At 55.4% G+C, this 19,877-nt stretch carries 23 protein-coding genes; 8 read left to right on the top strand and 15 right to left on the bottom strand.

Annotated elements, in window-relative coordinates; all coding sequences use genetic code 11:
- Positions 1 to 16 precede the first annotated feature (16 nt).
- The 5 genes from TURPA_RS08195 to TURPA_RS08175 all read right to left on the bottom strand — a co-directional run bounded on the left by TURPA_RS08195 (position 17) and on the right by TURPA_RS08175 (position 3,734).
- Positions 17 to 952, bottom strand: a complete 936-nt coding sequence (locus TURPA_RS08195; protein WP_014802832.1) for a metallophosphoesterase — start codon at positions 950 to 952, stop codon at positions 17 to 19.
- Positions 953 to 1,042: 90 nt separating this feature from the next.
- Positions 1,043 to 1,492, bottom strand: coding sequence for an SRPBCC family protein (locus TURPA_RS08190; protein WP_014802831.1), 450 nt, complete (start codon positions 1,490 to 1,492; stop codon positions 1,043 to 1,045).
- Positions 1,493 to 1,496: 4 nt separating this feature from the next.
- Entirely contained in the window at positions 1,497 to 2,414 is a 918-nt protein-coding gene (locus TURPA_RS08185; protein ID WP_157210446.1) for a glycosyl hydrolase family 18 protein, read from the bottom strand.
- Between the two features lie 48 nt (positions 2,415 to 2,462).
- Entirely contained in the window at positions 2,463 to 3,248 is a 786-nt protein-coding gene (locus TURPA_RS08180; protein WP_014802829.1) for an enoyl-CoA hydratase/isomerase family protein, read from the bottom strand.
- A gap of 3 nt (positions 3,249 to 3,251) precedes the next feature.
- The gene (locus TURPA_RS08175; RefSeq protein WP_014802828.1) at positions 3,252 to 3,734 is read right to left on the bottom strand and encodes a glutathione peroxidase; all 483 of its coding nucleotides are present in this window, start codon (positions 3,732 to 3,734) and stop codon (positions 3,252 to 3,254) included.
- Positions 3,735 to 3,886: 152 nt separating this feature from the next.
- Here TURPA_RS08175 and TURPA_RS08170 point away from each other — a divergent pair, with 152 nt between their 5' ends.
- Positions 3,887 to 4,411, top strand: a complete 525-nt coding sequence (locus TURPA_RS08170; RefSeq protein ID WP_014802827.1) for a hypothetical protein — start codon at positions 3,887 to 3,889, stop codon at positions 4,409 to 4,411.
- 8 nt (positions 4,412 to 4,419) lie between these two features.
- On the opposite strand, the gene TURPA_RS08165 is transcribed toward TURPA_RS08170, so the two are convergent.
- Genes TURPA_RS08165 through TURPA_RS08150 form a run of 4 tightly spaced genes read right to left on the bottom strand, consistent with a single transcriptional unit; the run spans position 4,420 to position 8,901 of the window.
- Complete coding sequence (locus tag TURPA_RS08165; protein WP_014802826.1) at positions 4,420 to 5,688, bottom strand: serine hydrolase domain-containing protein; 1,269 nt, start codon at positions 5,686 to 5,688, stop codon at positions 4,420 to 4,422.
- Positions 5,685 to 7,763 carry an acyltransferase family protein gene (locus TURPA_RS08160; protein ID WP_157210445.1) on the bottom strand — a complete coding sequence of 693 codons (2,079 nt, stop codon included), beginning with the start codon at positions 7,761 to 7,763 and terminating at the stop codon, positions 5,685 to 5,687. Before TURPA_RS08160 ends, TURPA_RS08165 begins: the two co-directional genes overlap by 4 nt.
- 50 nt (positions 7,764 to 7,813) lie before the next feature.
- Positions 7,814 to 8,206, bottom strand: a complete 393-nt coding sequence (locus TURPA_RS08155; RefSeq protein WP_014802824.1) for a hypothetical protein — start codon at positions 8,204 to 8,206, stop codon at positions 7,814 to 7,816.
- Entirely contained in the window at positions 8,203 to 8,901 is a 699-nt protein-coding gene (locus TURPA_RS08150) for a CPBP family intramembrane glutamic endopeptidase (protein WP_014802823.1), read from the bottom strand. Before TURPA_RS08150 ends, TURPA_RS08155 begins: the two co-directional genes overlap by 4 nt.
- A gap of 116 nt (positions 8,902 to 9,017) precedes the next feature.
- Here TURPA_RS08150 and TURPA_RS08145 point away from each other — a divergent pair, with 116 nt between their 5' ends.
- Positions 9,018 to 10,619, top strand: a complete 1,602-nt coding sequence (locus tag TURPA_RS08145) for a LamG domain-containing protein (RefSeq protein WP_014802822.1) — start codon at positions 9,018 to 9,020, stop codon at positions 10,617 to 10,619.
- A gap of 19 nt (positions 10,620 to 10,638) precedes the next feature.
- Here the strand turns inward: TURPA_RS08145 and TURPA_RS08140 are convergent, their stop codons facing one another.
- The 3 genes from TURPA_RS08140 to TURPA_RS08130 form a co-directional block, all read right to left on the bottom strand.
- On the bottom strand, positions 10,639 to 11,082 hold the full coding sequence (locus TURPA_RS08140; protein ID WP_014802821.1) for a DUF488 family protein, N3 subclade: 444 nt from the start codon (positions 11,080 to 11,082) through the stop codon (positions 10,639 to 10,641).
- Between the two features lie 39 nt (positions 11,083 to 11,121).
- A complete protein-coding gene (locus tag TURPA_RS08135; protein ID WP_014802820.1) occupies positions 11,122 to 11,502 on the bottom strand; it encodes a VOC family protein in 381 nt (126 codons plus the stop codon).
- Positions 11,503 to 11,571: 69 nt separating this feature from the next.
- Positions 11,572 to 12,312 (bottom strand): helix-turn-helix domain-containing protein, encoded by a 741-nt coding sequence (locus tag TURPA_RS08130; protein WP_014802819.1) that lies wholly within the window; start codon positions 12,310 to 12,312, stop codon positions 11,572 to 11,574.
- A 95-nt stretch (positions 12,313 to 12,407) separates the two neighbouring features.
- Between TURPA_RS08130 and TURPA_RS08125 the strand changes: the two genes are divergently transcribed.
- A complete protein-coding gene (locus TURPA_RS08125) occupies positions 12,408 to 13,007 on the top strand; it encodes an FMN-binding negative transcriptional regulator (RefSeq protein ID WP_014802818.1) in 600 nt (199 codons plus the stop codon).
- Between the two features lie 15 nt (positions 13,008 to 13,022).
- Here the strand turns inward: TURPA_RS08125 and TURPA_RS08120 are convergent, their stop codons facing one another.
- The gene (locus TURPA_RS08120; protein WP_014802817.1) at positions 13,023 to 13,613 is read right to left on the bottom strand and encodes a hypothetical protein; all 591 of its coding nucleotides are present in this window, start codon (positions 13,611 to 13,613) and stop codon (positions 13,023 to 13,025) included.
- A gap of 85 nt (positions 13,614 to 13,698) precedes the next feature.
- Here TURPA_RS08120 and TURPA_RS08115 point away from each other — a divergent pair, with 85 nt between their 5' ends.
- The 3 genes from TURPA_RS08115 (at position 13,699) to TURPA_RS08105 (ending at position 16,956) form a co-directional block, all read left to right on the top strand.
- A complete protein-coding gene (locus TURPA_RS08115) occupies positions 13,699 to 14,769 on the top strand; it encodes an AraC family transcriptional regulator (RefSeq protein ID WP_014802816.1) in 1,071 nt (356 codons plus the stop codon).
- Positions 14,770 to 14,872: 103 nt separating this feature from the next.
- Complete coding sequence (locus tag TURPA_RS08110; RefSeq protein WP_014802815.1) at positions 14,873 to 16,075, top strand: acyl-CoA dehydrogenase family protein; 1,203 nt, start codon at positions 14,873 to 14,875, stop codon at positions 16,073 to 16,075.
- A gap of 2 nt (positions 16,076 to 16,077) precedes the next feature.
- The gene (locus TURPA_RS08105) at positions 16,078 to 16,956 is read left to right on the top strand and encodes a hypothetical protein (RefSeq protein ID WP_014802814.1); all 879 of its coding nucleotides are present in this window, start codon (positions 16,078 to 16,080) and stop codon (positions 16,954 to 16,956) included.
- A 12-nt stretch (positions 16,957 to 16,968) separates the two neighbouring features.
- Here the strand turns inward: TURPA_RS08105 and TURPA_RS08100 are convergent, their stop codons facing one another.
- Together TURPA_RS08100 and TURPA_RS08095 are read right to left on the bottom strand one after the other, a co-directional pair.
- Positions 16,969 to 17,679, bottom strand: coding sequence for a hypothetical protein (locus tag TURPA_RS08100; protein WP_014802813.1), 711 nt, complete (start codon positions 17,677 to 17,679; stop codon positions 16,969 to 16,971).
- Between the two features lie 315 nt (positions 17,680 to 17,994).
- Positions 17,995 to 18,183, bottom strand: coding sequence for a hypothetical protein (locus TURPA_RS08095; RefSeq protein WP_014802812.1), 189 nt, complete (start codon positions 18,181 to 18,183; stop codon positions 17,995 to 17,997).
- Between the two features lie 197 nt (positions 18,184 to 18,380).
- Here TURPA_RS08095 and TURPA_RS08090 point away from each other — a divergent pair, with 197 nt between their 5' ends.
- Together TURPA_RS08090 and TURPA_RS08085 are read left to right on the top strand one after the other, a co-directional pair.
- Positions 18,381 to 19,127, top strand: coding sequence for an SDR family NAD(P)-dependent oxidoreductase (locus TURPA_RS08090; protein ID WP_014802811.1), 747 nt, complete (start codon positions 18,381 to 18,383; stop codon positions 19,125 to 19,127).
- A complete protein-coding gene (locus TURPA_RS08085) occupies positions 19,127 to 19,867 on the top strand; it encodes a DUF3592 domain-containing protein (protein ID WP_014802810.1) in 741 nt (246 codons plus the stop codon). Before TURPA_RS08090 ends, TURPA_RS08085 begins: the two co-directional genes overlap by 1 nt.
- Positions 19,868 to 19,877: the final 10 nt, after the last annotated feature.

The following is a 19,877-nucleotide window of genomic DNA, read 5'->3' as shown; positions in this document are numbered from 1 at the left end:
CAGCTTTTGCGGGCTCTTAGGGCACGACTGCGCGATCGTCGCTCGTGACAAAGGTCTCTGCACCCGAAACGTAGCACGCCACCACACGGCAGCTGCCATCAGCCTCAATCGTGAGCCGCACGTGGTGGCGCAGCTCGCGGCCTTCGTGTTTAAAAATGCGCGGCCAGCGTGCGGCGTTGATATAGGTGACGCCGCCTTTAGCTGTATGCCACTGTTTCGGTTTTTTACCGTGCTTCGTCGGGTAGTGCATATGCCCCGCGATGACGGCGAGCGGCGGCTTGCCGATCGACTGCGCATACGTGACTGCAGCGGCGAGGTCGTGATCACCGAAGTCGGTTTCTTGCGGCAGAAAATCCGCACCCCACATATCGGTCGAAAGTTGGCCTAAACCATGTGGGCCGTGGTGCGCGAGAATCACATAAGGCCGATCTATTTCGTCGATAAGACTCTTCAGCCGCGCGAGGCTTTCACCGAGAGTCGAAACGCCATGCTTTTTTGCGACGAACGGGCGAAAATTTACAGGCAGATTTAATGGGTCTGCTGCGCTTGCGGCATTCGCGTCACCCATCGAGAACGGCCGCGCCGCAACGAGACCAAGCCCACCGGGCAGCTGGTGATTCGAATACCCGCAAAGCTGCACCCGCTTCAACCCCGCCTGAAGCTTTTGCATACGCTCAAACTGAGAGGCTGCCCCGTTTTCGATCAGCAGCTCGCTGTGCATCAGCTCGCCGAGAAGCTGGCGAATGCCGGTCGTGTCATGATTGCCCGGTATGAGAAAAGCGGGTTTCGTCAGCTGCTCGATAATCGGCAGCAGGCGAAACATGCTGTCGGGGTTTTTCGAGGCGAGATCGCCGACGAACAAGAGCGCGTCGTAATCTGATGTATTAAAGAAGGCAACGTCAGTTTCGTCGAACTGCATGTGCATGTCGCCGATGATTGCAAAATTTGGCATTTGTTGATCAGGCTCCTGTCAAAATTGTGAGTCGTAACCCTGCGAAAACCCTGTTCAGCGTTGGCGTGTGTGGCACCCGCGAACGCCAACTTACCGTTCAGCGCAACGTTTTATCATTGCGTTGCGTTCTCTGAGAAAATCAGTGAGGTAGCGTGTCACTACAACGGTCTCGGCAATTCTGCCCAGCACACCGAGCGGCGCCGAGTAATCGAAATTGTCCGTCATACGCGTGCCTGTCGGGGTTCGTTCGAATAGGTGCTCATGCTTCATGTGGTGAAATATCCCCCTTTGCATTTCGTCGACGAAACGGTGTGGCCGGTCAAATTCGGTAATCTTCACGGTGAGCGTCTGCCAGATGCCAAAGTGTTTTGCGCGCCACGTAACCACGTCGCCCAATTCGAAGAGGCCCGTCGAGCGACCCGCAACGACCTGCTCGCCGGTCTTGTGCGTCGAGTCGAGATGCAGTTCGACGCTGCGCGATAGGTCAAAAACAATTTCGGGTGGTGCTGAAATCTCGGTCACCAGACGAATCAGCGGCATCGCGCTATTTCTCGAACCCGGCCCGCCAGTAAGCGATACCGCGGTATCTATTTGTGGCGGCGAGCGCATCGAACTCTTTGTAGAGTGATTCGGTCGGGTAGTATGCAGGCCCCTGCGGAGTGTCTTTCTTGAGGCAGCCATCTGTTTCAACCGCCTGCGCCGCGATGCTGTCAAATTGCGACTTGCTGAGCGCAACGGTCTTCTGGCCGAAGCGATAGCCATAGAGCGGCGCGCCCAACCAGACTTTTTCAACCGGTAACGCGCCGAGTGCGTCAATATTCGCCGCCACCCAACCAATGTCGCTCACGCAGCCCGGCGGTGTGCCCGGCCGGTGGTGATCGTAAAGCATCACGACAAGACTATCGCTCTCAGCGGCGAGTTCAGGCAGCTTGTGAAAAGCCGCCCAGGCGTCGGGCATACCCACGGGCGCGAACACTGCTACCGAAAGTTTGAAACCCGGTCCGAGCTTGCTGTGCAATAGGTGGATATATTCGACATATGCATCTGCATACGCAGGTGAGACATATTCAAAATCGAGCTGCAAACCTGCGACCTGTCCGTGGCGCAGTACAAATGCGACGAGACCGGCTATACTCTGGCTGCGCGTCTTGGTGTCTGAAAGTATCTTGGCACCTGCGCTGGCATCTGTGAGGGCAACCAGTAAATGGTGCTTTACGGTGAGGTGTTTCTGCGGCGGTGTCGTTTTCTTGCGACCCGTTTGAAACTTTCGCGGCGGTGTGCTGTAATGCTCCATGGCGGCGAGCGCGGGACCAGTGTTTAGCAAACGACCCTGTGCGTCGAGCCGGGCGCCTGTCCAGACGATATCGCTGACAGCATGATTTTGCGGGCGCCAGTCGTAACCCGCAGGCACGGTCTCAGGCACAACGTAGAGCATGCGCTGCGTGTGCGCGGGCCTGCGCATGCATTGCAGCGCAAAGGCAGAGGTCAGGGCAAGAAGAAACAGGCGCAATTAAACTCCCCTGTACCTCGGTGGTCGCTTTTCGAAAAACGACTGCATCGCTTCTTTAAAATCTTGAGTCTGGTTGAGATGAAATTGCTGCTCGAGTTCGAAGAGCTGCGACTGCCTGAGATTCTCAGCTGAAGCGAAGTCTGCAATACGTTTGTTCAGCGAGACAGCCTTGGGCGGCAGCGCCATAATCTTCTTGAGCAGGATATCCACCTCTGCTGAAAGTTTTTCGTCTGGCGCGACCTGCGTCAGAAAACCCATCTGCTGCATTTCGGCTGCAGAGAATTTTTCGCCGAGCATCGCCATACGTTTGGTATTTGCTGTACCCATGATACGCGTCACCCGGCCCAGGCCCATGATGACACCAATGCTACGCTGCACCTCGGGTAAAGAATAGACTGCACGAGCGCTGCTGAGGCGAAAATCGGCGCAGGCTGCGAGAATTACTCCGGCCCCGATACAGAAACCCCTGATCTCGGCGACGATCGGCTGCTGAATTGCTTCGAATGCATCGATGCAACGCTGGCCGGCGCGGAGGTGTTCTGCATATGCCTCGAACGGTTGGCCTGCCATCTGCTGAATCACGGCGACATCCATACCGACAGAGAAATGTTTGCCCTCGCTTCTCAACACGACGGCGTGAATACTGGCATCGGCCTGTATCGCCTCGCTAATGAACTTCAGCTCGGCGAGACAATCAAGGTTGATGTTGTTGCCTGTACCGGGCCTGTTCAGCGTAACGGTGGCAACCCGGTCTGCGATGCGAAATTGCCAGTGCGCGAAGGGCATCGACTAAAGCAGCTTTTCGATGTCTGCTGCGATGTCTTTCGGTTCGGTATTGGGGGCGTAACGTTTCACCGGGTTGCCGCTCTTGTCGACCAGAAACTTGGTGAAGTTCCATTTAATGGCTTCGATGCCGAGAATACCCGGTTTCTCTGATGTCAGGTACTTGAAGAGTGGGTGCGCGTTCTTTCCGTTCACATCAATCTTGCCAAACATTGGAAACTTCACGCCATAGTTCAGCTGGCAGAATTCTTGAATCTGGTCTTCGGTTCCTGGTTCTTGCGCACCGAACTGGTTGCAGGGAAACCCAAGAATCACGAGGCCACGGTCTTTATAGGTTTCATAGAGAGTCTCAAGCCCCGCAAACTGCGGTGTAAAACCACACTTGCTCGCTGTGTTGACTATCAGCACAACTTTGCCCTGATAGTCGGCGAGGCTCGTTTCTTTGCCGGCGATGTTTGCCGCTTGAAAATCATAGATTGTATTTGCCATTTAAGTGTATCCTCTTTAAAAGAGCGGGTAATCGCCACTGCCATGCCCCGCTGTTCGTTGGTATGGTAAGATACTAAATAATTGCCGATAAGGCATAGTAAAAATGGTCTCTGAGTCACTTTACACCGTCAATCTGCACCGCTTTGTAACCGATGTCTTCTGATGTGAACTATGCACGCGCCGACGAGCTTGCGACCCTCGTTGAAGAGCGCTTCATGCAATTGATTGAACAGGGTGCCTTTGCCGACCTTGAACCAAAGTTGCTCGAGCTTGCGAAGACCGGCAGCGAAGACCAGGCGGTGACTCTCTCATTGCAGTTTCGGCTGTCAGATTCAGAACGCGAACGCGAGGTGATCGTCGCCGAAACGAGCCGGGCCTTTCTCAGCGACGGCGACACCTATGACTTCAACAATAACGAGTCGACTCTGCGCTACCTCTGCGACGGAGAGATTAAAGTTTTTCAGCGCAACAGCTGCCCGCATTGCTGGGGCGACTGGCCCGACAAGGTGAAAGAGTCTGTCTGCCCCGATTGTGGTTATGAACTGGGTAATCAGGTCAAGATTCTCATCGACGATAATGCGTGCCCGCACTGCCTCGAAGGCAGAGTATCAAGGCAAGAACCGCGCTGCGATGCGTGCGGCGAGCAGGTTGAAGAAAAGTTTGTGAGCTGGGGGTAAAGGTTTCCCTACGGGAAACCGTCAGCCCCGGCAACAGCATGGTAGAGCGAGTTCCAGAATTTCTCTTTCACGTCTGTGCCGTTCGGCAGCATCTGCGTTAAAAGTATGATCGTGAGCCTTTGCTCGGGGTCGACGCGGTAAAACGTACCGTACGCGCCTGTCCAGCCGAATGACCCGACTGATTCTTTTCCGTTTATGCCTGCGCGCTCGGTTGTTTCAAAGCCGTAGCCAAAACCGAACCCCCGGCCGGCGGCTGAAACGCCGATCTGCGAAGTCGTCATAAGCTTAACACTTTCTTCTTTTAGAATCTTTAGCCCATTTACGGTGCCGCCGAGGCGAATCATCTCAAGAAATTTTGCATAGTCTGCTGCGGTCGACAAGAGCCCGGCGCCGCCAGAATAGCATTTCTTCGGCCCGTCGCTGTAGCTGCCGAGCATGCCGAGGCGTTCGGCCTTTCCCTCTTTCGTGCCATAGACTGTCGCCAGCCGATCGCGATCCATCGCGGGTATAAAGAAGTGGGTGTCGTTCATTGCAAGCGGCCCGGAGATGCGCTTGCGAATGAATGCATCGAGGCTCTGCTTCGATGCCCGTTCAATGACACACCCGAGAATATCGGTGCTGTAACCATAGGTGAAGCCTTCACCCGGCTGCTTCACGAAAGGCAGGTCGGCGAGTCTTTCGGCTATGTCGCAGATCGGCGCGTCGAGACCCGTGAGGTTCCACGGCGAACCGAGCGCGGGGCCGAGTCCATCGGCTCGATAGATCTCCGCAATTTCGCCCTGCGTGCCATATGAAATACCCGATGTGTGCGTGAGCAACTGGTGTATCGTCACGGGCCGAATCGCAGGCTCGGCCGCCCAGGCATTCGTTTCTGCCGAACGCACCATGACGCGCGCCCCGGCAAACTGGGGTATATACTTGCTCACCGGGTCGTGCAGCCCAATCTTCTTTTCTTCAACGAGCAGCAAAACCGCCGCCGAAGTCACCGCCTTCGTGAAAGATGCGATACGAAAGAGCGTGTGGTTCAGCATCGGCTTCTGCTCTTCGCGGTCGCGCCAGCCTGTCGCTCGCTCGTAGAAAGGTTTACCGTCGCGCAGCACGAGTGCCACGACGCCTGCGAGCTGGCCTGTGCTGACATATTTATCGAGCATGCGGTCGATGCGCGCCAGGCGCCGCTCCAATCGATTCGCGCAGCTGAGAGTCGCGAAATTGCATGAGCCAATGACCGCGAATGCCGAGACGAGCGCCAGCACCACGAAGTGCCTGAGCTGTTTCATGGCCGTGCACCCGCCTCGGTCTTCAACGCAGCCATACGTCTGAAGAGTTCTTTTTCGAGATAAGGAGTGAGAGTGTTCACGAAAGTTTCGGTCAAGTGATGCTGGTCGCGGTACACCACGACGTTGCCGATCACCGGCGGGCATTCGTCTTTGGTGCAAAAGTACTGGGTGAGGTTGATGGTCGCGACACCTTGCATGCCATCGGCCGCGAGCATCATGGTATCGGTCATGCTGTCGAGTGTCAGCTCGCGCGGGCGAAAGCACTTCTTGATATCTTTACGGTAATAATACAGGCAGGGTGGCACATCCATCCATTTGCCTTTGTGGTATTTCATCAGCGGATTGTCTTTTATCGCGATGATCTTTGTGCCGTTCGCGATGAACTTATTGAAGACTTCGCGAAAGCCCTTCACCTGGCGCTCAACCGGCGGCAATTGCCCGTAAACTCCCGTGAGGCCGCCCGAGGTGACGACGAATGCGGGCTTTTCTTGCAGCACCCACTTCGTCATGTTCGATCGCCACCAGTCGCAGTCACTGCGAATCGCACCATCGCGCCACAGCGGAAAATCACCGATGGGGCACGCGACCTTGACGATCACCAAAAGCCGCCAGTCGTGTTTCTTTGCCAGTGCCTCGAGCGCGGGCGCGTAGTGCATCGCGTGCGAGTCGCCGACGAGTGCGATGGTCAATTTGCCGTTCGGATTGCCATATTCGCATAGCTTGCCCTTCACCTGGCACATGAGGTATTTATACTTCATGTCGACGTAGGCTGCAACAGGGTCTGGCTTCAGTGGCACACCCGCAGGTACCGGCGCAGGCCGCACCGGGTCGAATGCCGCAGCACCGGGATAATTCGGGTCGCCGATCACCGCCTCGAAATCTTGCGTCGCTACCTTTTCAACCTGCTGGCGCTGGTACACATTCAAGAAGGCGCCGGCGCCTGCCGTGGTCAGAATGAGAAAGACCGAGAGCAAGAACGCCTTGCGCAGAAACGCGCCGCGCGATGCGGATTGCAAAAGTTCTGCAATGCGGCCCCGCCTAAACGGGTCTTCGATCAGGTACTTGCACAAGACCGCAAACAGCAGACTGCCACCGATGACGATCGCTGCGCTCAGCTGTGAGGCCTCTTCGCCGAATGGCCGGGTGAACACGACGAGCGGCCAATGCCACAGGTAGATCGAATAAGACAGGTCACCTACCCACTGCAGGGGCCTCAGCGCGAGCAGGCGGTGCGGCGAATAGGGCGCATTGTGGCAGGTAATGAGCAGCACGGTGCCGAGCGTCGGTAGCAGCGCCGCATAGCCGGGAAAACGCATCGCCTCGTTGATGGCCAAAACGGAGATAGCTATGGCGCCCAGCCCTAACCAGCCAAAGATGCTGCGCAGCCATCGGGGTAGAATCTGCCGGTGCGAAATCAGTGCGAGCAAGGCGCCGAGCGCCAGCTCCCATGCGCGGGTGGTGGTTTTGAAATAGGGCGAACCCGATTCGGGGTCGGGAACTACTGAAAGCGCCAGCGAAGCAGCGGTAATCACGAGAACCAGTAGCGTGCCATAGAACCGTATGCCGCGCCGCCCCCGCGCGGCGATCACCCCACAGACTGCAATGAGAGGCGGCCAGAAAATATAGAATTGCTCTTCGATTGAGAGTGACCAGAAATGCTGAACCGGTGTGGCCAATTGCCCCTGGGCCCAATAGTCGACCGACTGCAAGACCAGCGCCCAGTTTTCAAAGTAGACTGCCGCTGCCAGCACCTGCAGTCCGGTCGAAATCCACATGGGTTTGGGCAGAAAAATGAGCGTGCCCACGACAACAGCGATGAGCACCACTGACGCTGCGGGCAAAAGGCGCAAAAAGCGACGGGCCCAGAAACGGGGTAAATCCACCTTACCGGTTGCTTCATGCTCAGCGATCAGCAACGATGTAATCAGAAAACCTGAAATCACGAAGAAAACATCGACGCCGACAAAGCCGCCGCGAAATGTCTGCGGCCAGACGTGAAAAATGAGCACCGCGATAACTGCGATCGCACGCAGGCCCTGAAGGTCGGGTCGGTAGGTTAGGGTATGTGCGCTCATCTTTGGTTCGCCAAGCGAACCAAAGACGAGCACACGTTTCAACCTGTGAACTATTTTGCTGTGAGAACCAAGATTGTGATATTCAATACCGCCAGAAGCGCGACGATCGGCGTCCACAACAGGCGCTCGGGTTTGCTGCGTGATATGGCATTCATGAAAGTGCCCAGAACTGCATAACCCGCGATGACCCAGCCGGCGATTCTAAATAAGCTTTCAAACCCGGTGATTTGGATAAGGCCTGCCTGCGCGAGGTTGACTGCCGCGAAGAAGGTGACCAACACGCATGAGAAGATGCTGGCGGTGCGCAAGTGTCGTGGCAGCACACCTTTGTTTTGCCCGCCGAATGCATATTCACCCCACGGCTTGCCGGTAGCGAGAAAAATCTGAAAGACGGCCACACCGAGGTGTATCGCAGCAGAAAGCAGCGCGCAAATCAAGATCATGTCCCACCCGCCAGCAGCATCGAAGAAAATATAACCACGTCAAGGCATGCATGAATCGACCACGCCCAGAAAATGCCGCCGGTCTCTTGCATCGACTTCGCGAGCAGCCAGCCCAGAAAGCCCGCCATCAGTACGCCGATGAATCCCCCCGGTGCACCAAAATAGTGAGCGCACCCGAAGATAACGCCTGAAATGAGAGGTGCATGCTTCTTGAGCGCATGGTTCTCGAAAGCTGACACGATGCTATGCCTGAAGATGAGCTCTTCGACAAGCGAATTCGAGAGAGCGAGAGCGAAGGCCACGGGCAAAACAGCAAACAATTGTTGTGCCGAAACCTTAGCGACGGGTATCTGCTGCGAAATGACTGCCGCTGTGACCAGCGTGAGCATGAGCGCGAACTGCCAGCCCTGACGCGCCCAGTTTTCGCCTTCTTTAATTATCAGGCAGCGCACCGGCGCCATTTCGCCTGCAAGCCTGTTCAACCGCAGATAAGTCTTCGCGCTGGCGGGGTACAGCAACAGGGTAACTGCCGCGACGACAAGTGCGGTCACCCACGCATAAAGCTGGTAATGAGCCAACCTCTGCTTCGCACCCGAAACAGCCGAGAGGCTGAAGATATGGGGTATCGCCAGAAGCGTACCTGCCGCGCCGATTACCAATAGCACTGTAGCGAGAGGTGATCGAACAAACCGCATGCACCAGACTATATCTATTAGATATAGTGGCAAGCGATACCTGGGTGGCATATGCGGGCGAGTATGCTCAGTTTTCGTGTTGCTTGCCGGTGTGTCTACGGTTACTTTTTGACCCGATGAATAAGAGAAGATCGATCGCACTGGCAATCGGCTTAATGGCCTTTTTCGCGGTAGCCTGCGGTGGCAGACCCGTCGCCGTTGACCCGCGCCTCAAGGCAAAACTCGCGCTGCGACTCGCCGACGGCTCGCCCATCTCTCAAGATGGCAGCGACGAATACAATCCGCATCTCTTGAAACTGCCGAATAACTATCTGGCGCTGGTTTTCGGGTCAAACCGCAGCTGCGCCGCATCGTGTACCGACCACAACCTGTTCGTTGCCTCGTCGCTCACGCCTTTCAACGGCGAGACATTGCCATTTTTTTCAACCCCGGTACCGGTGACGCTCGCGAGCACCGCATGGCTGAACCAGGCTGCGCCCATTAACTTCACGGCCAAGGTTTCGGGCAGCAGCGTCGTTGTTTATGCTAACGTAGACGGTGCCGGCGGCGCAATACAACATGTCGAGGTACAGGCAAACGGTGAACACGGCACCACGGCGCTCGATATCAACAACACCATACACCAGTTCTCAACCGTCATCGGCATTGGCGCCAACGGCGACCGGCTCATTGTGCTCGATTCGGCTTACGAGGCGTATGAGATCAACCCGACGATTTCAAGCCAGGGAAACCGTGTTCAGCCACTTGATTATGCAGAGTCAGCGGTGGGCGTGAGACAAGAAAACTCGGGCGTGCAGAACGGGTATTTTGGCGCATTCATGGGTGCAAGCGTCGCAACCACAGATACGCAGTTCATCGCCCCGCTCATCACGCTCGATATTGGTCTCGCTGAATCGGGACTTGCAATCTGGACTATGAATACTTTTTTTCAAGACAACCCGATAAATGACATCGTTCTCTTTACAGCGTTCGATGGCATCAGCGAAGACATGTATGTGCTCACATCACACACCGCCGGTGATCTGTGGGACACCACTGGCTTTTTCAGCTTTGAAGCATTCTTGCCTGACATACCCGAGGGCGATGTTTATCTCGAATATGAAAATAGCCTTGCGAATTCAGGTACAAACGCCTGGACAGCAACGAACACCGGCGTCACTTTCAGCGGTGGAGCGCACGTAGCCGGCAACTATTCGGGCAATTTCAATGGCTCGGGCTATTTCAGCTTTGGTACGCAAGACGTTACAGGTACTTTTACGATTGCGTCATGGGTTAAGCCCAGTGGCAGTTCGTCAACCTACACGATTGCATCGAATTCTGGCTCAGCTTCAAACGCAGCCGGGTTTCGCTTCTATATCGTTCAGCCCGACCTCAAAATTGTTTTCGAAACCGGTGATGGTACCAATGGCTCGAGCGCTGAAGCGGCGCTTCTTCCCGGCCCGGGCGACCTCTTCGCTCCAGGCGAATGGCATCATGTCGCGGTGCAGGTCGACCGTACGAATGGCTACGCATTGATTTTCTTAGATGGCGCGGTAGTCGGCAGCGGCCCCGTCGACCCCAACTTCACAACATCTGCAGCATTGCGTTTCGGTAGCACGACCGATGGGTTAAACCTATTCACCGGCGAGCTTGATGAAACCTATTATTTCTCACGCATGCTTGACCCACTTGAGGTGATGGTGCTCTCAATGATCGACCGCTACCAGGCGCCGCCGTGATTGGCTGACATTGCGGATTTCACTGCACCCCTTTCAACCTTTGATCATAAAACGGGTACTCGTGAAACAGATCGTCTGTTTCAGCGCCGAAAAGTATTCTCGCGGTGAGCATCAGCATTTCCCGGTGGCAACGTTCACCTAGCTCGCACTGGCAGACGAGGTAAACATCGCGCTGTCGGCTCATCACCGCCAGCTCGCCGAGGCGTACCCGTGCCGCAGCACCGAGCGTGAAACGCCTTTCGTACCCACACTGCCTGAAGGCCGCTGCGTGCCCCAGGGTTTTCTCGAAGGCCTTAAAATCTTTGAAGAGTTCCCGATCGGGTGCAAGGTCGGCGCGGTACTCGTCTCTGAGATCTGCACTGAGGCCGCGCGGGTGAAAACACATGGCGACGACAACGTAGGCATTCTCCCGGGTGATATTGCCTTTGCGCAGATCACTGACCGAGGCCTGTCGTATCGCCATGTGCTTGTTGAATAACTCGATGATTAACCCAGGTCGGGGCTATTTCATCGAATTGAGCCCGAACATATTGCCTTCGGTATCGGTGCAGAGGCTGACCCAGCCAAAATCTCCGATCGAAAACTTTGGCCTTACCACTTTGCCGCCTGCTTTTGCCACGCGCGCTTCTTCGGTGGCGCAATCATCGACACTGAAGTACACCATCGTGCCACCAACGCCGGGCGCCGAGTGCGCCGACTTAACCAGCGCACCTGCGGCGCCATAAGAAGTCATGTTGCCGGGAAAACTCATCATCTGCGTCTCTCCGGTTGGGTCGCCCATCTTCTCCAGTTTCAGACCCAGTACTTTCTCGTAAAAAGTTGCTGCCCGCTTCATGTCTTTGACATAGATGTCGAACCAGCCAATTGCATTCGTTTTTGCCATAAAAGCTCCTTTACATTGTTTTCTGTAAGGCTCAATGTAGCCTCTGGGCCCTGGCACGAATTGTATAAATCAGACATCGAAGTTTCTGAAGAACTCGGCAGGTGTGTAGCCGGTGATCTTGCGAAACGAATGGATAAAATGCGACTGGTCGGCGTAGAAAGAGCGGTAATGATTTCTGAACGACTGCTGCAGCCGCAGTATCTTCAAAAAGTCGTGTGGAGAAAAACCCGTGCTGCGCCTGAGACTTCTCTGCAGCTGGCGTGGCGACAGGTTTGCAGAAGCTGCCATGTCGGCGACCGTCTCTATACTTTCCAGGTCGGCGAGTATGTTTGCGGTTACCGGGTCAGCTGCGACGAGCTTTTGCCCGACCAGCCACATTACGAGCTCAGCAAAGATTTTCGGCCTTTCGTCAGGTCTGGCGGCGGCAAGTTTCTTGCCTGTCGCGATGAGTGGCAATTTACCGGTATAGGGGGTGTCGACAAAGCCAGTCGCAATCTCGCCTCGATCGCCCTGCCAGACCCCGGGCAAGAACTGGATGCCTGCATAGTGAAAGGTTTTCCCGAGGTTGAGCGCTACGTAGGTCGTCTGGCGCGCCGTCACGGCCGCTATGCGCGTATCGAACAGATTAAAGAGAATATTGACGCAGGCATCGGGTAGCACATGCAGGGAGAAGTCTTCTGTCAGCACTGTTTCGGTTCTGAGTTCCCAAAACGAGTGCACGAGACCGACCAGATCAGCGGGCGGTGCGGCCTCTGTATACTGCACAGCCTGCACCGATTTTTTCACTCCGTCTTTGACGGGGTTGTACATGCGACTTTTCTGGCTACACAGGGCAGGCAGTCGAGCAGAGATTGGTGCGCCCCCATTTGAACTGACGGCGTGTTTCGGAGGCGAATCAGAGCTGCATGTACACACCCGCGGCTTTTGCTCTCAATGACATGGATCTCATCAAACAGTTGGTGCGCGATTACGGCTTTGCCACTCTGGTGGCGCAGCGGGGCGATGACTTTGAAGCGACGCATGTTCCGCTGTTGTGGCGCGACAGTGTACTGATTGGCCACCTCGCGCGGGCCAATGACTTCTTCACCGAGGGGCAGAGGGTGCTCGCGGTTTTCCAGGGGCCGCACGCGTACATCTCGCCCGCATGGTACGAAGAGCTGCCCGCGGTTCCGACCTGGAACTACATTGCGATCCATGTTCACGGTCGGCTGTTTGCCGAGAGCGACTCGGCGGCCGCCGCGCAGCTCGAGGCGATGGTGAAGCAGTACGAGGGAAAATCCTCAGCTTACGATTACCTCGCCCTGCCCGAAGACTATCGCAGCAAAATGCAGAAAGGAATTCGTGCGTTTCGTATCGAGATCGAGCGTGTCGAGGCCAAGGCGAAACTGTCGCAGAATCACTCGCCCGACCGCGTGCAGCGGGTGATTGCGCAGCTGGAAAAGAGCGCTGACACAACCGCGCAGCAGCTGGCACAGTATATGCGCCGGTGGGCGAGGCCGGATTAACCGGCCCATACCCTGCTAGAAGCGGTAGCCGACCGAGACGTTGGCAAACAGCGAAAAATCGTGCGCCCGGTGCACTTGGCCGTCGGCAAAACGGTATTCGCCGTTGTCGAGGGTTGAGGCGACGTTCGGCCAAAAGCGTACCGACGGGGTCACGACAAAGTGTTCGTTACCGAACGGGTACCAGTAATAGTAAGCTCCCAGGCCGACGCTCCATGTTGTGTACGCAAACGACACGTCACCCCGCGTCACCTCGTAACGATGCGCCTTGACCTCGGCCCGCAGGTTGAAGTTCTCGGTGAAGCGGTAGCCGATACCACCGCCCGTCGAGAACGGCAGAAAGATATCGAGCTTTTGTTCGCGCTCGGCCGGTGTCATAGTGAAAGACCGGTTGGGCAAAAGGTCGAGCAGAAAACCGTGCGAATACTCGAACACCCAGTTGCGGGTCAGGTAGTTCAGCTCGACATTGCCGCCATGCAGTATGATTGGCTGGTTAAGGCCAAAGAGCAAAATCCAGTCGGTTCGGTCGGCTTTTGTTTCTGCGGCCGGCAGTTCTGCCGCGTACACAAGGCCTGAAGCCAAAAGCAGAGAGCAAATCAGTTTTTTCATAGTTTCCTCCGGAGATTCATTTGACCCATATTTAGCCAAAAAATGGAGTACAATCGACCTTCCCGATTGGCTTAGACCTTTTTTTGTGGAAATACTGTTCCTGTTCGCAGTTGGCCAGTTTCTCACGATTGCAGTGTTACTGCTGCGCCGGCGCTTCGAACCCGGTGTCGTACACCTGATCGCGCTGCTAGTGGTCTACGCGGCCACGGTGCTCGTGGGTTTTCTATACTCCAGCCAGCTGATCTTTCGCTATCCGGCATTTGCGAGACTGGGTTTTCCCCTGATGGCGCTGCTTGGCCCGCTGGTTTTTTTACTGATGGCAGACCTGACGCGTGAACGGGCGCTCGGGTTGCTCAGCCGGATTTTCCTCTTTATTGTACCAGCGGCCGAGTTGGCATACCTTGTACCATTTTTCTTGAGCCCGAACGAGGTGAAGATCAGGTATCTGACCGAAGATTTGCAGCAGCTGCATCTCGATTGTCTTGTGTTGCTCTACACGAGCCTCGCGTACAATCTCGGCCTGTTTCTCTGGGGCTGGACGCGGCTCTTGCGCCGGTTACCCGAAGGCACTGCCATGTTTCTCAGGCTCGGTGCTTATTCGGTGCCGGCTCTGTCGCTGCTGGTGGCGCTCATCTCAGCGTTCGATCGCAACCTGCTCAATTCAGGTCTTTTCTCTGGTTTCATGGCACTCGTGGCGCTCATTTTCAGCTACTTGGTCTTATTTCGCCTGGTTGACCCGGCACGGGTGCGCGCGAGCATCGCCGAGGGTGAAAAGTACCAGAAGTCGGCGCTCGGCGATGATGCATTGGCCCGCCTGGGTGCAAAAATCGAGGCCGCCTATGACGACCAAAATATACACCAAGAACTGGATTTTTCCCTCGCGAGGCTGGCACAGGCCCTGGGAGAACCTGCGCAGTCGCTTTCGCAGGTTTTCACCCGGCACTTCAACGCATCATTCTACGAATACACGACGCGCAAACGCTTGCAGAAGTTCGAACAGCTGCTGGTCAAGAACCCTGACGAGACTATACTGTCACTTGCCTACCAGGCAGGTTTTGGCTCGAAGGCAACATTCAACGCCGCTTTCAAAAACAAACACGGCATATCTCCGTCAGCGTACCTGAAGCGCTTACGGCAGAGCCAATCCTCAGGCTAAACAAACCCGGTTGCGGCCGGCCCGTTTGGCTTCGTAGAGGGCCTGTGAATGCACACCGCTTCACCTTGACCCCTCGACTACGCTCGGGGCAAGCCCCTAACAAATGAACCTCGCCATCTCTGACCGCCTGAAGCCGATGCTCGCGCGAATTGAGGAGTTCGTAACCAACGAACTCATTCCGCTTGAGCCGCAGTTCTTCTCGAAGCCGTTCGAGGAGCTCGTGCCGCTGCTGAATGAAAAGCGTAACCAGGTCAAGGCACTCGGTCTCTGGGGGCCACAAATCCCCACCGAGCTCGGTGGTGTGGGATTAACCCTCGTTGAGCACGGTTACGTTTCAGAAGCGCTCGGCAGAAGCCCGCTTGGGCACTACGTCTTTGGCTGCCAGGCGCCCGACGCGGGCAATATCGAAATTCTGCACATGTTCGGTACGAAGGAGCAGCAGCAAGAATGGCTCGAGCCCTTAGCACAGGGAAAGATCCGCAGTTGTTTTGCGATGACCGAAGTCGACACGGCCGGCTCTAACCCGACGCTGCTCGAAGCGCGTGCGGTGAAAGATGGCGATCATTATGTATTGAATGGCCGTAAATGGTACACGACTGCGGCCGACGGCGCCGCGTTCGCGATCGCGATGATGGTCACGAACTCCGAAGCACACCCGGCTATGCGCGCAAGCATGTTCATCGTGCCTTTGAGCACACCGGGTTTTGGCATCGTGCGCAATATTCCCATCATGGGTCATGCGGGTTCTGACTATAACAGCCACAGCGAGGTCGTGTTCGAGAACTGCCGCATACCCAAAGAAAATCTGCTCGGTCGCGAGGGGGCCGGATTCAAAATTGCGCAAGAGCGGTTAGGGCCAGGGCGTATTCACCACTGCATGCGCTGGCTAGGTATCAGCGCCCGTGCATTTGAAATGTTATGCCAGCGCGCGAATAAAAGAAAAATCCACACCGATGGGGGCACGCTCGCCGACAGCGAGATCACGCAGCTCTACGTCGCTGAACTTGCGGCCGAACTGCACGGCGCGAGACTCATGACGCTTTCGGCCGCCTGGGCTATTGAAAACCTGGGAATGTCAAAGGCGCGGGACGAAGTGGCGATGATTAAATTCGTCGTCGCGAACACAATGAACCGAATTATTGACCGCGCGTTACAGATTCACGGCGGGCTCGGCATGGCAGACGACACGATTCTCGCCTATTTTTTCAGGCATGAACGCGCCGCGCGTATCTACGATGGCGCTGACGAAGTGCATAAGGCAAGTCTCGGCAAGCGGCTACTGCGCGATTACAAGCGAGAGAGGTAAAAATGACGATGATCAAATGGTTAACGGTGGTGATTTTATGTGCGGCGCTCGCCGCAGGTGCGGCAATGGCTGCGGTATTTGTGGCAATTGACCGCAGTCTCGGCAGCACTGAATACTTGAGCAACTTCATTCAAGGCCAGAAGTTTGGCGAGATCGCCCAGGCTGCAGAAAATTCGGCAAAAGCAGATGGCGCACCCTCACAGCTCGCCGTCATCAGCAAACTCGGCTATTCGGTTCTTGAACCAGAATTCAAAAAGCAATCCCGGTCGATGCTCGACCAGCTGTTCGCATACCTCAAAGGCGATCAAGAAAAACCCTCGCTGACGATGAGTCTCAGCGACTTCAAACAAGACCCGGGAGTTTTGAAATCTGCCGTCGATGGCCTGATGCAGAATGAAACAATGAAAAAACTTCCGCGCTCATTCGTCGAGCCGGCGGCAAAAATGCTAGTAGAAAAGGTGCCTGAAAAGCTCAACCTGACATCGCTGCTCACCTCGCGTGAAAGTGATCTGGCACAGGTCAAGAAAACCGTAGGCAAGTTTTACCAGAGTTATAACGCAGTGCTGCTCATTCTGATTGCGGTGCTCATTCTCACATTTATAGTCCTGCGCAGCGTGCGGCAGACACTCATCGCAGTGGGCATAACGCTGCTCATCACCGGCCTGCTGCTTTTCTTGCCGTGGCTGGCATCAGGCTCTATCGCGCAGAGCATCGTTTCGGGCTACAAGGGCGTCGCCGCTGAGAGCGTACAATCGATCGGCGCTGCGTTCATCAAAAGTTTCTTCGCTGTTTTTGTCGTTTCGCCGCTGGTGCTGACGCTCGCGGGGGCCGCGGCTTATGTTACGGGAAAGTTTGTGATGAAGAAGGCGGGGAAAACCTGAGCCGGCAGGGTTTTACCCCGCCATCGCCTCTTGCCAGCGACTTCTTACCGGTGGGTAACCGGCGTGCAGCGGAATCTCGACGCGCGCAATTGTACCGTCATCGTCCGTTGAAATTGTGAGCAGTCGGGGGTCGAGTTCGGCTGAGCGCATCGTGATGATGCAGAGCGCAAGGCCTGCACCGGCCCCCTCGGTTTCATCCATGTGCTCGAGCAAGAACTCTGCCATGTCGGTGCACTCGAGGCCCCGCTGCAATTTTTCTCGTACACGCTTTTCTTCGTACGGTGCCATGCGGGTGTTGTTGCGTATTTCAATGATCACACGGTCTTTGTCGAAGTCGAAAGATGTCTCAACGAGCAGCTGGGCTTCCCGCGCTTTGCGGCCATAGTCGACGAAGATGTTCTCATCGATGACGTCCCGAAATCCGACCATGCCGCGCTCATAGTGCTCAGGGTCGTCATGCCGCAGATTATTCTCGGCGAAAAAGATCTTTTTGAAATTCGCTTTCGCCGCGTTCATCACCAGCTCTTTGACGATGATCTCGACGGCAGGGGCGAGATCGATGCGGTTAAAACGATCCATCACCTTTCTGATAAACCCGCGCATAAAGTCTTCGGTCGAATGGATGACGCCATAGGCCTTGATAACGAGCTTTCGTTCGCTTTCAATTATCTGCTCGGCCGCCCTGTGTATCGCCTCAGGTAGTGTTTTTGTGTCTGTCGGCATAAGTTCCCAGTTGGACACGCATAAAATGACCGCGTATTCGGCACGCAGTGCCGAACGGCGAATCGGAAACAGGCCATTTATGGCCGTTTAGCGTGGGGTTTGTCTTCAAACCACAGCGTTTCCGATTCGCTGGCGGACTTTTTATGGGTGTCCTAGTCTATAAACTATATGGTATACGTTAGTTCACCGAGGCCAAAAAAGTGAGCGCCAGTTGAGGATTTCCATAGCTAATGAATCAACGGGCACAAAAAAAGGGCCCCGCGGGGCCCTTTTTGAGAATTACCCGGTTTGCCGGGGAAATTCTTTGAAAAACGCTTACTTTTTCTTTTCGTTTTTCTTCGCTTCTGCCTGTGCTTTTTGGCAAGCAGCGCGCTCTTTGCCTTTCAGACCTTTGCAATCTGTTGGTGTTGCAGGGGGTGTCGATGGGTCTGAATCTTGCGCCATAACTGGCATAGAGAGTGCGATAAGGGTCACGACTGAGAGAATCGAAATTGCTTTTTTCATGTTGTCCTCTAATATCTGTTTATTTGATTCTTGCGAACCGGGGGATATGACGCTCCGCTAACGTGGCGCGGCCATCAATTTTTTCGCCGGGGCTTTTGATAGGCACTTCTGCCGACAATGAGCCACCAGTCTTGAGCCCAGTCGTTCTGCGAAAGCGTTCGATTGTCAACGCATACTTCATTGGAGTTTAGGCATCCATGAAGATCGAAGGCAGCACATTTCTCGTCACCGGCGGAAGTTCGGGACTCGGTCGCGCGACGGTTGAAAGACTCATGTCACTCGGCGGCAATGTTGTTATAGCTGATCTGAGTAAGCCCGAAGGGCTTACTCAGATCAGCTATGATTTTTTGAAGACCAGCGTCACAAACCCCGACGAAGTGCAGGCAGCGGTCGATCTTGCATTCAGCCGCTTTGGTGGCCTGCAGGGTGTTATCAACTGCGCGGGTGTCGGCAATGTTGTGAAGACTGTATCAAAGAAGAAATTCGGGGCACTGGAAGCTGCCCGGCAAATTATCGAGATCAACCTCATGGGCACGTACAATGTCATCAGCATTGCCTCGACGCCGATGAGCAAACAAGAACCGAACGCTGAGGGCGAGCGCGGTGTCTTCATTAATACAGCATCGGTCGCGGCATATGACGGCAAAGTGGGGCAGGCACCTTATTCGGCATCGAAAGGCGGGGTTGCGAGCATGACGCTGCCACTCGCGCGCGAGATGGCGCAATACGGTTTTCGCGTGATGGCGATCGCACCTGGCGCGTTTGAGACACCGATGGTTGCGCGCCTGCCGGGCAAGGCTTCTGAAGAGCTCGTCGAAACGATTCCTTTCCCAAATCGTATGGGCAGGCCACCTGAATTCGCGCACCTTGTGCAGCACATTATCGAGAACACTTACCTGAACGGCGAGGTGATTCGTCTCGACGGCGCGATCAGAATGACGTAATGGCGAAAAAACAAGAAGAATCTAAATCCGCACGCTGGCTTGTGGCTGCCATGCTGCTGGTATCAGGTCTGCCTGCGTTTTGGTTCACAAAGTTTTTTATTCGTGACAGCTGCCAGCTCTACCGCGCGCAGAGCTGGCCCGAAATCCCCGCAACCGTAAAGGTTTCGGTGAGCGATACTCTTCCCGAAAACGAGGGCGAGGGACACGGCCCATCGGCGCTCTACGAACGCATTGAATACACATTTCGCTTCGACGAAAAGGAATATGTCTCGCGGCGTGTTGGCCCGTTCGAGCGTTTCAACTCGGGAAAACATACCGAGAAGTATCCCGAGGGCAAAACTGTCGTGGCGTGGGTGAATCCTGAAAATCCATACGAATCGGTGCTCGAGCGCGAACGCCGTTTTGGGTTTTACGCGGTGCTGACTCTGACGCTGCTTTTCGACGCGTGGTTCGTGTTCGCGCTGTTGACGGCATGGGTACATGAGCGCTATCTCAAAGCATTTCTGGGGCACTTTCTCACCCTACTGCCAGCAGGCATCGGTGTGGCGGCGATTGTGGCCGATGAGGTGGAGCGCACACGAGACTGGTATTTCGTCGTCTGCGGCTTTCTTGGCGCAATTACAACAATGGGTCTTTCGGTGACATTCAGCGTTTGGTTCAAACGTGCGGCCATCGTCGGGCTGATCGGCTTTGTGGTCGGGGTTGTCTGCATAATCGCTGGCGTTGTCATGCGGCAATAAAAGAGCGTCG

Source organism: Turneriella parva DSM 21527 (assembly GCF_000266885.1).
GTDB classification, from domain to species: Bacteria; Spirochaetota; Leptospiria; order Turneriellales; family Turneriellaceae; genus Turneriella; species Turneriella parva.
Note: the sequence above shows the minus strand (reverse complement) of the source record. Positions and strands in the feature narration are given on the sequence as shown.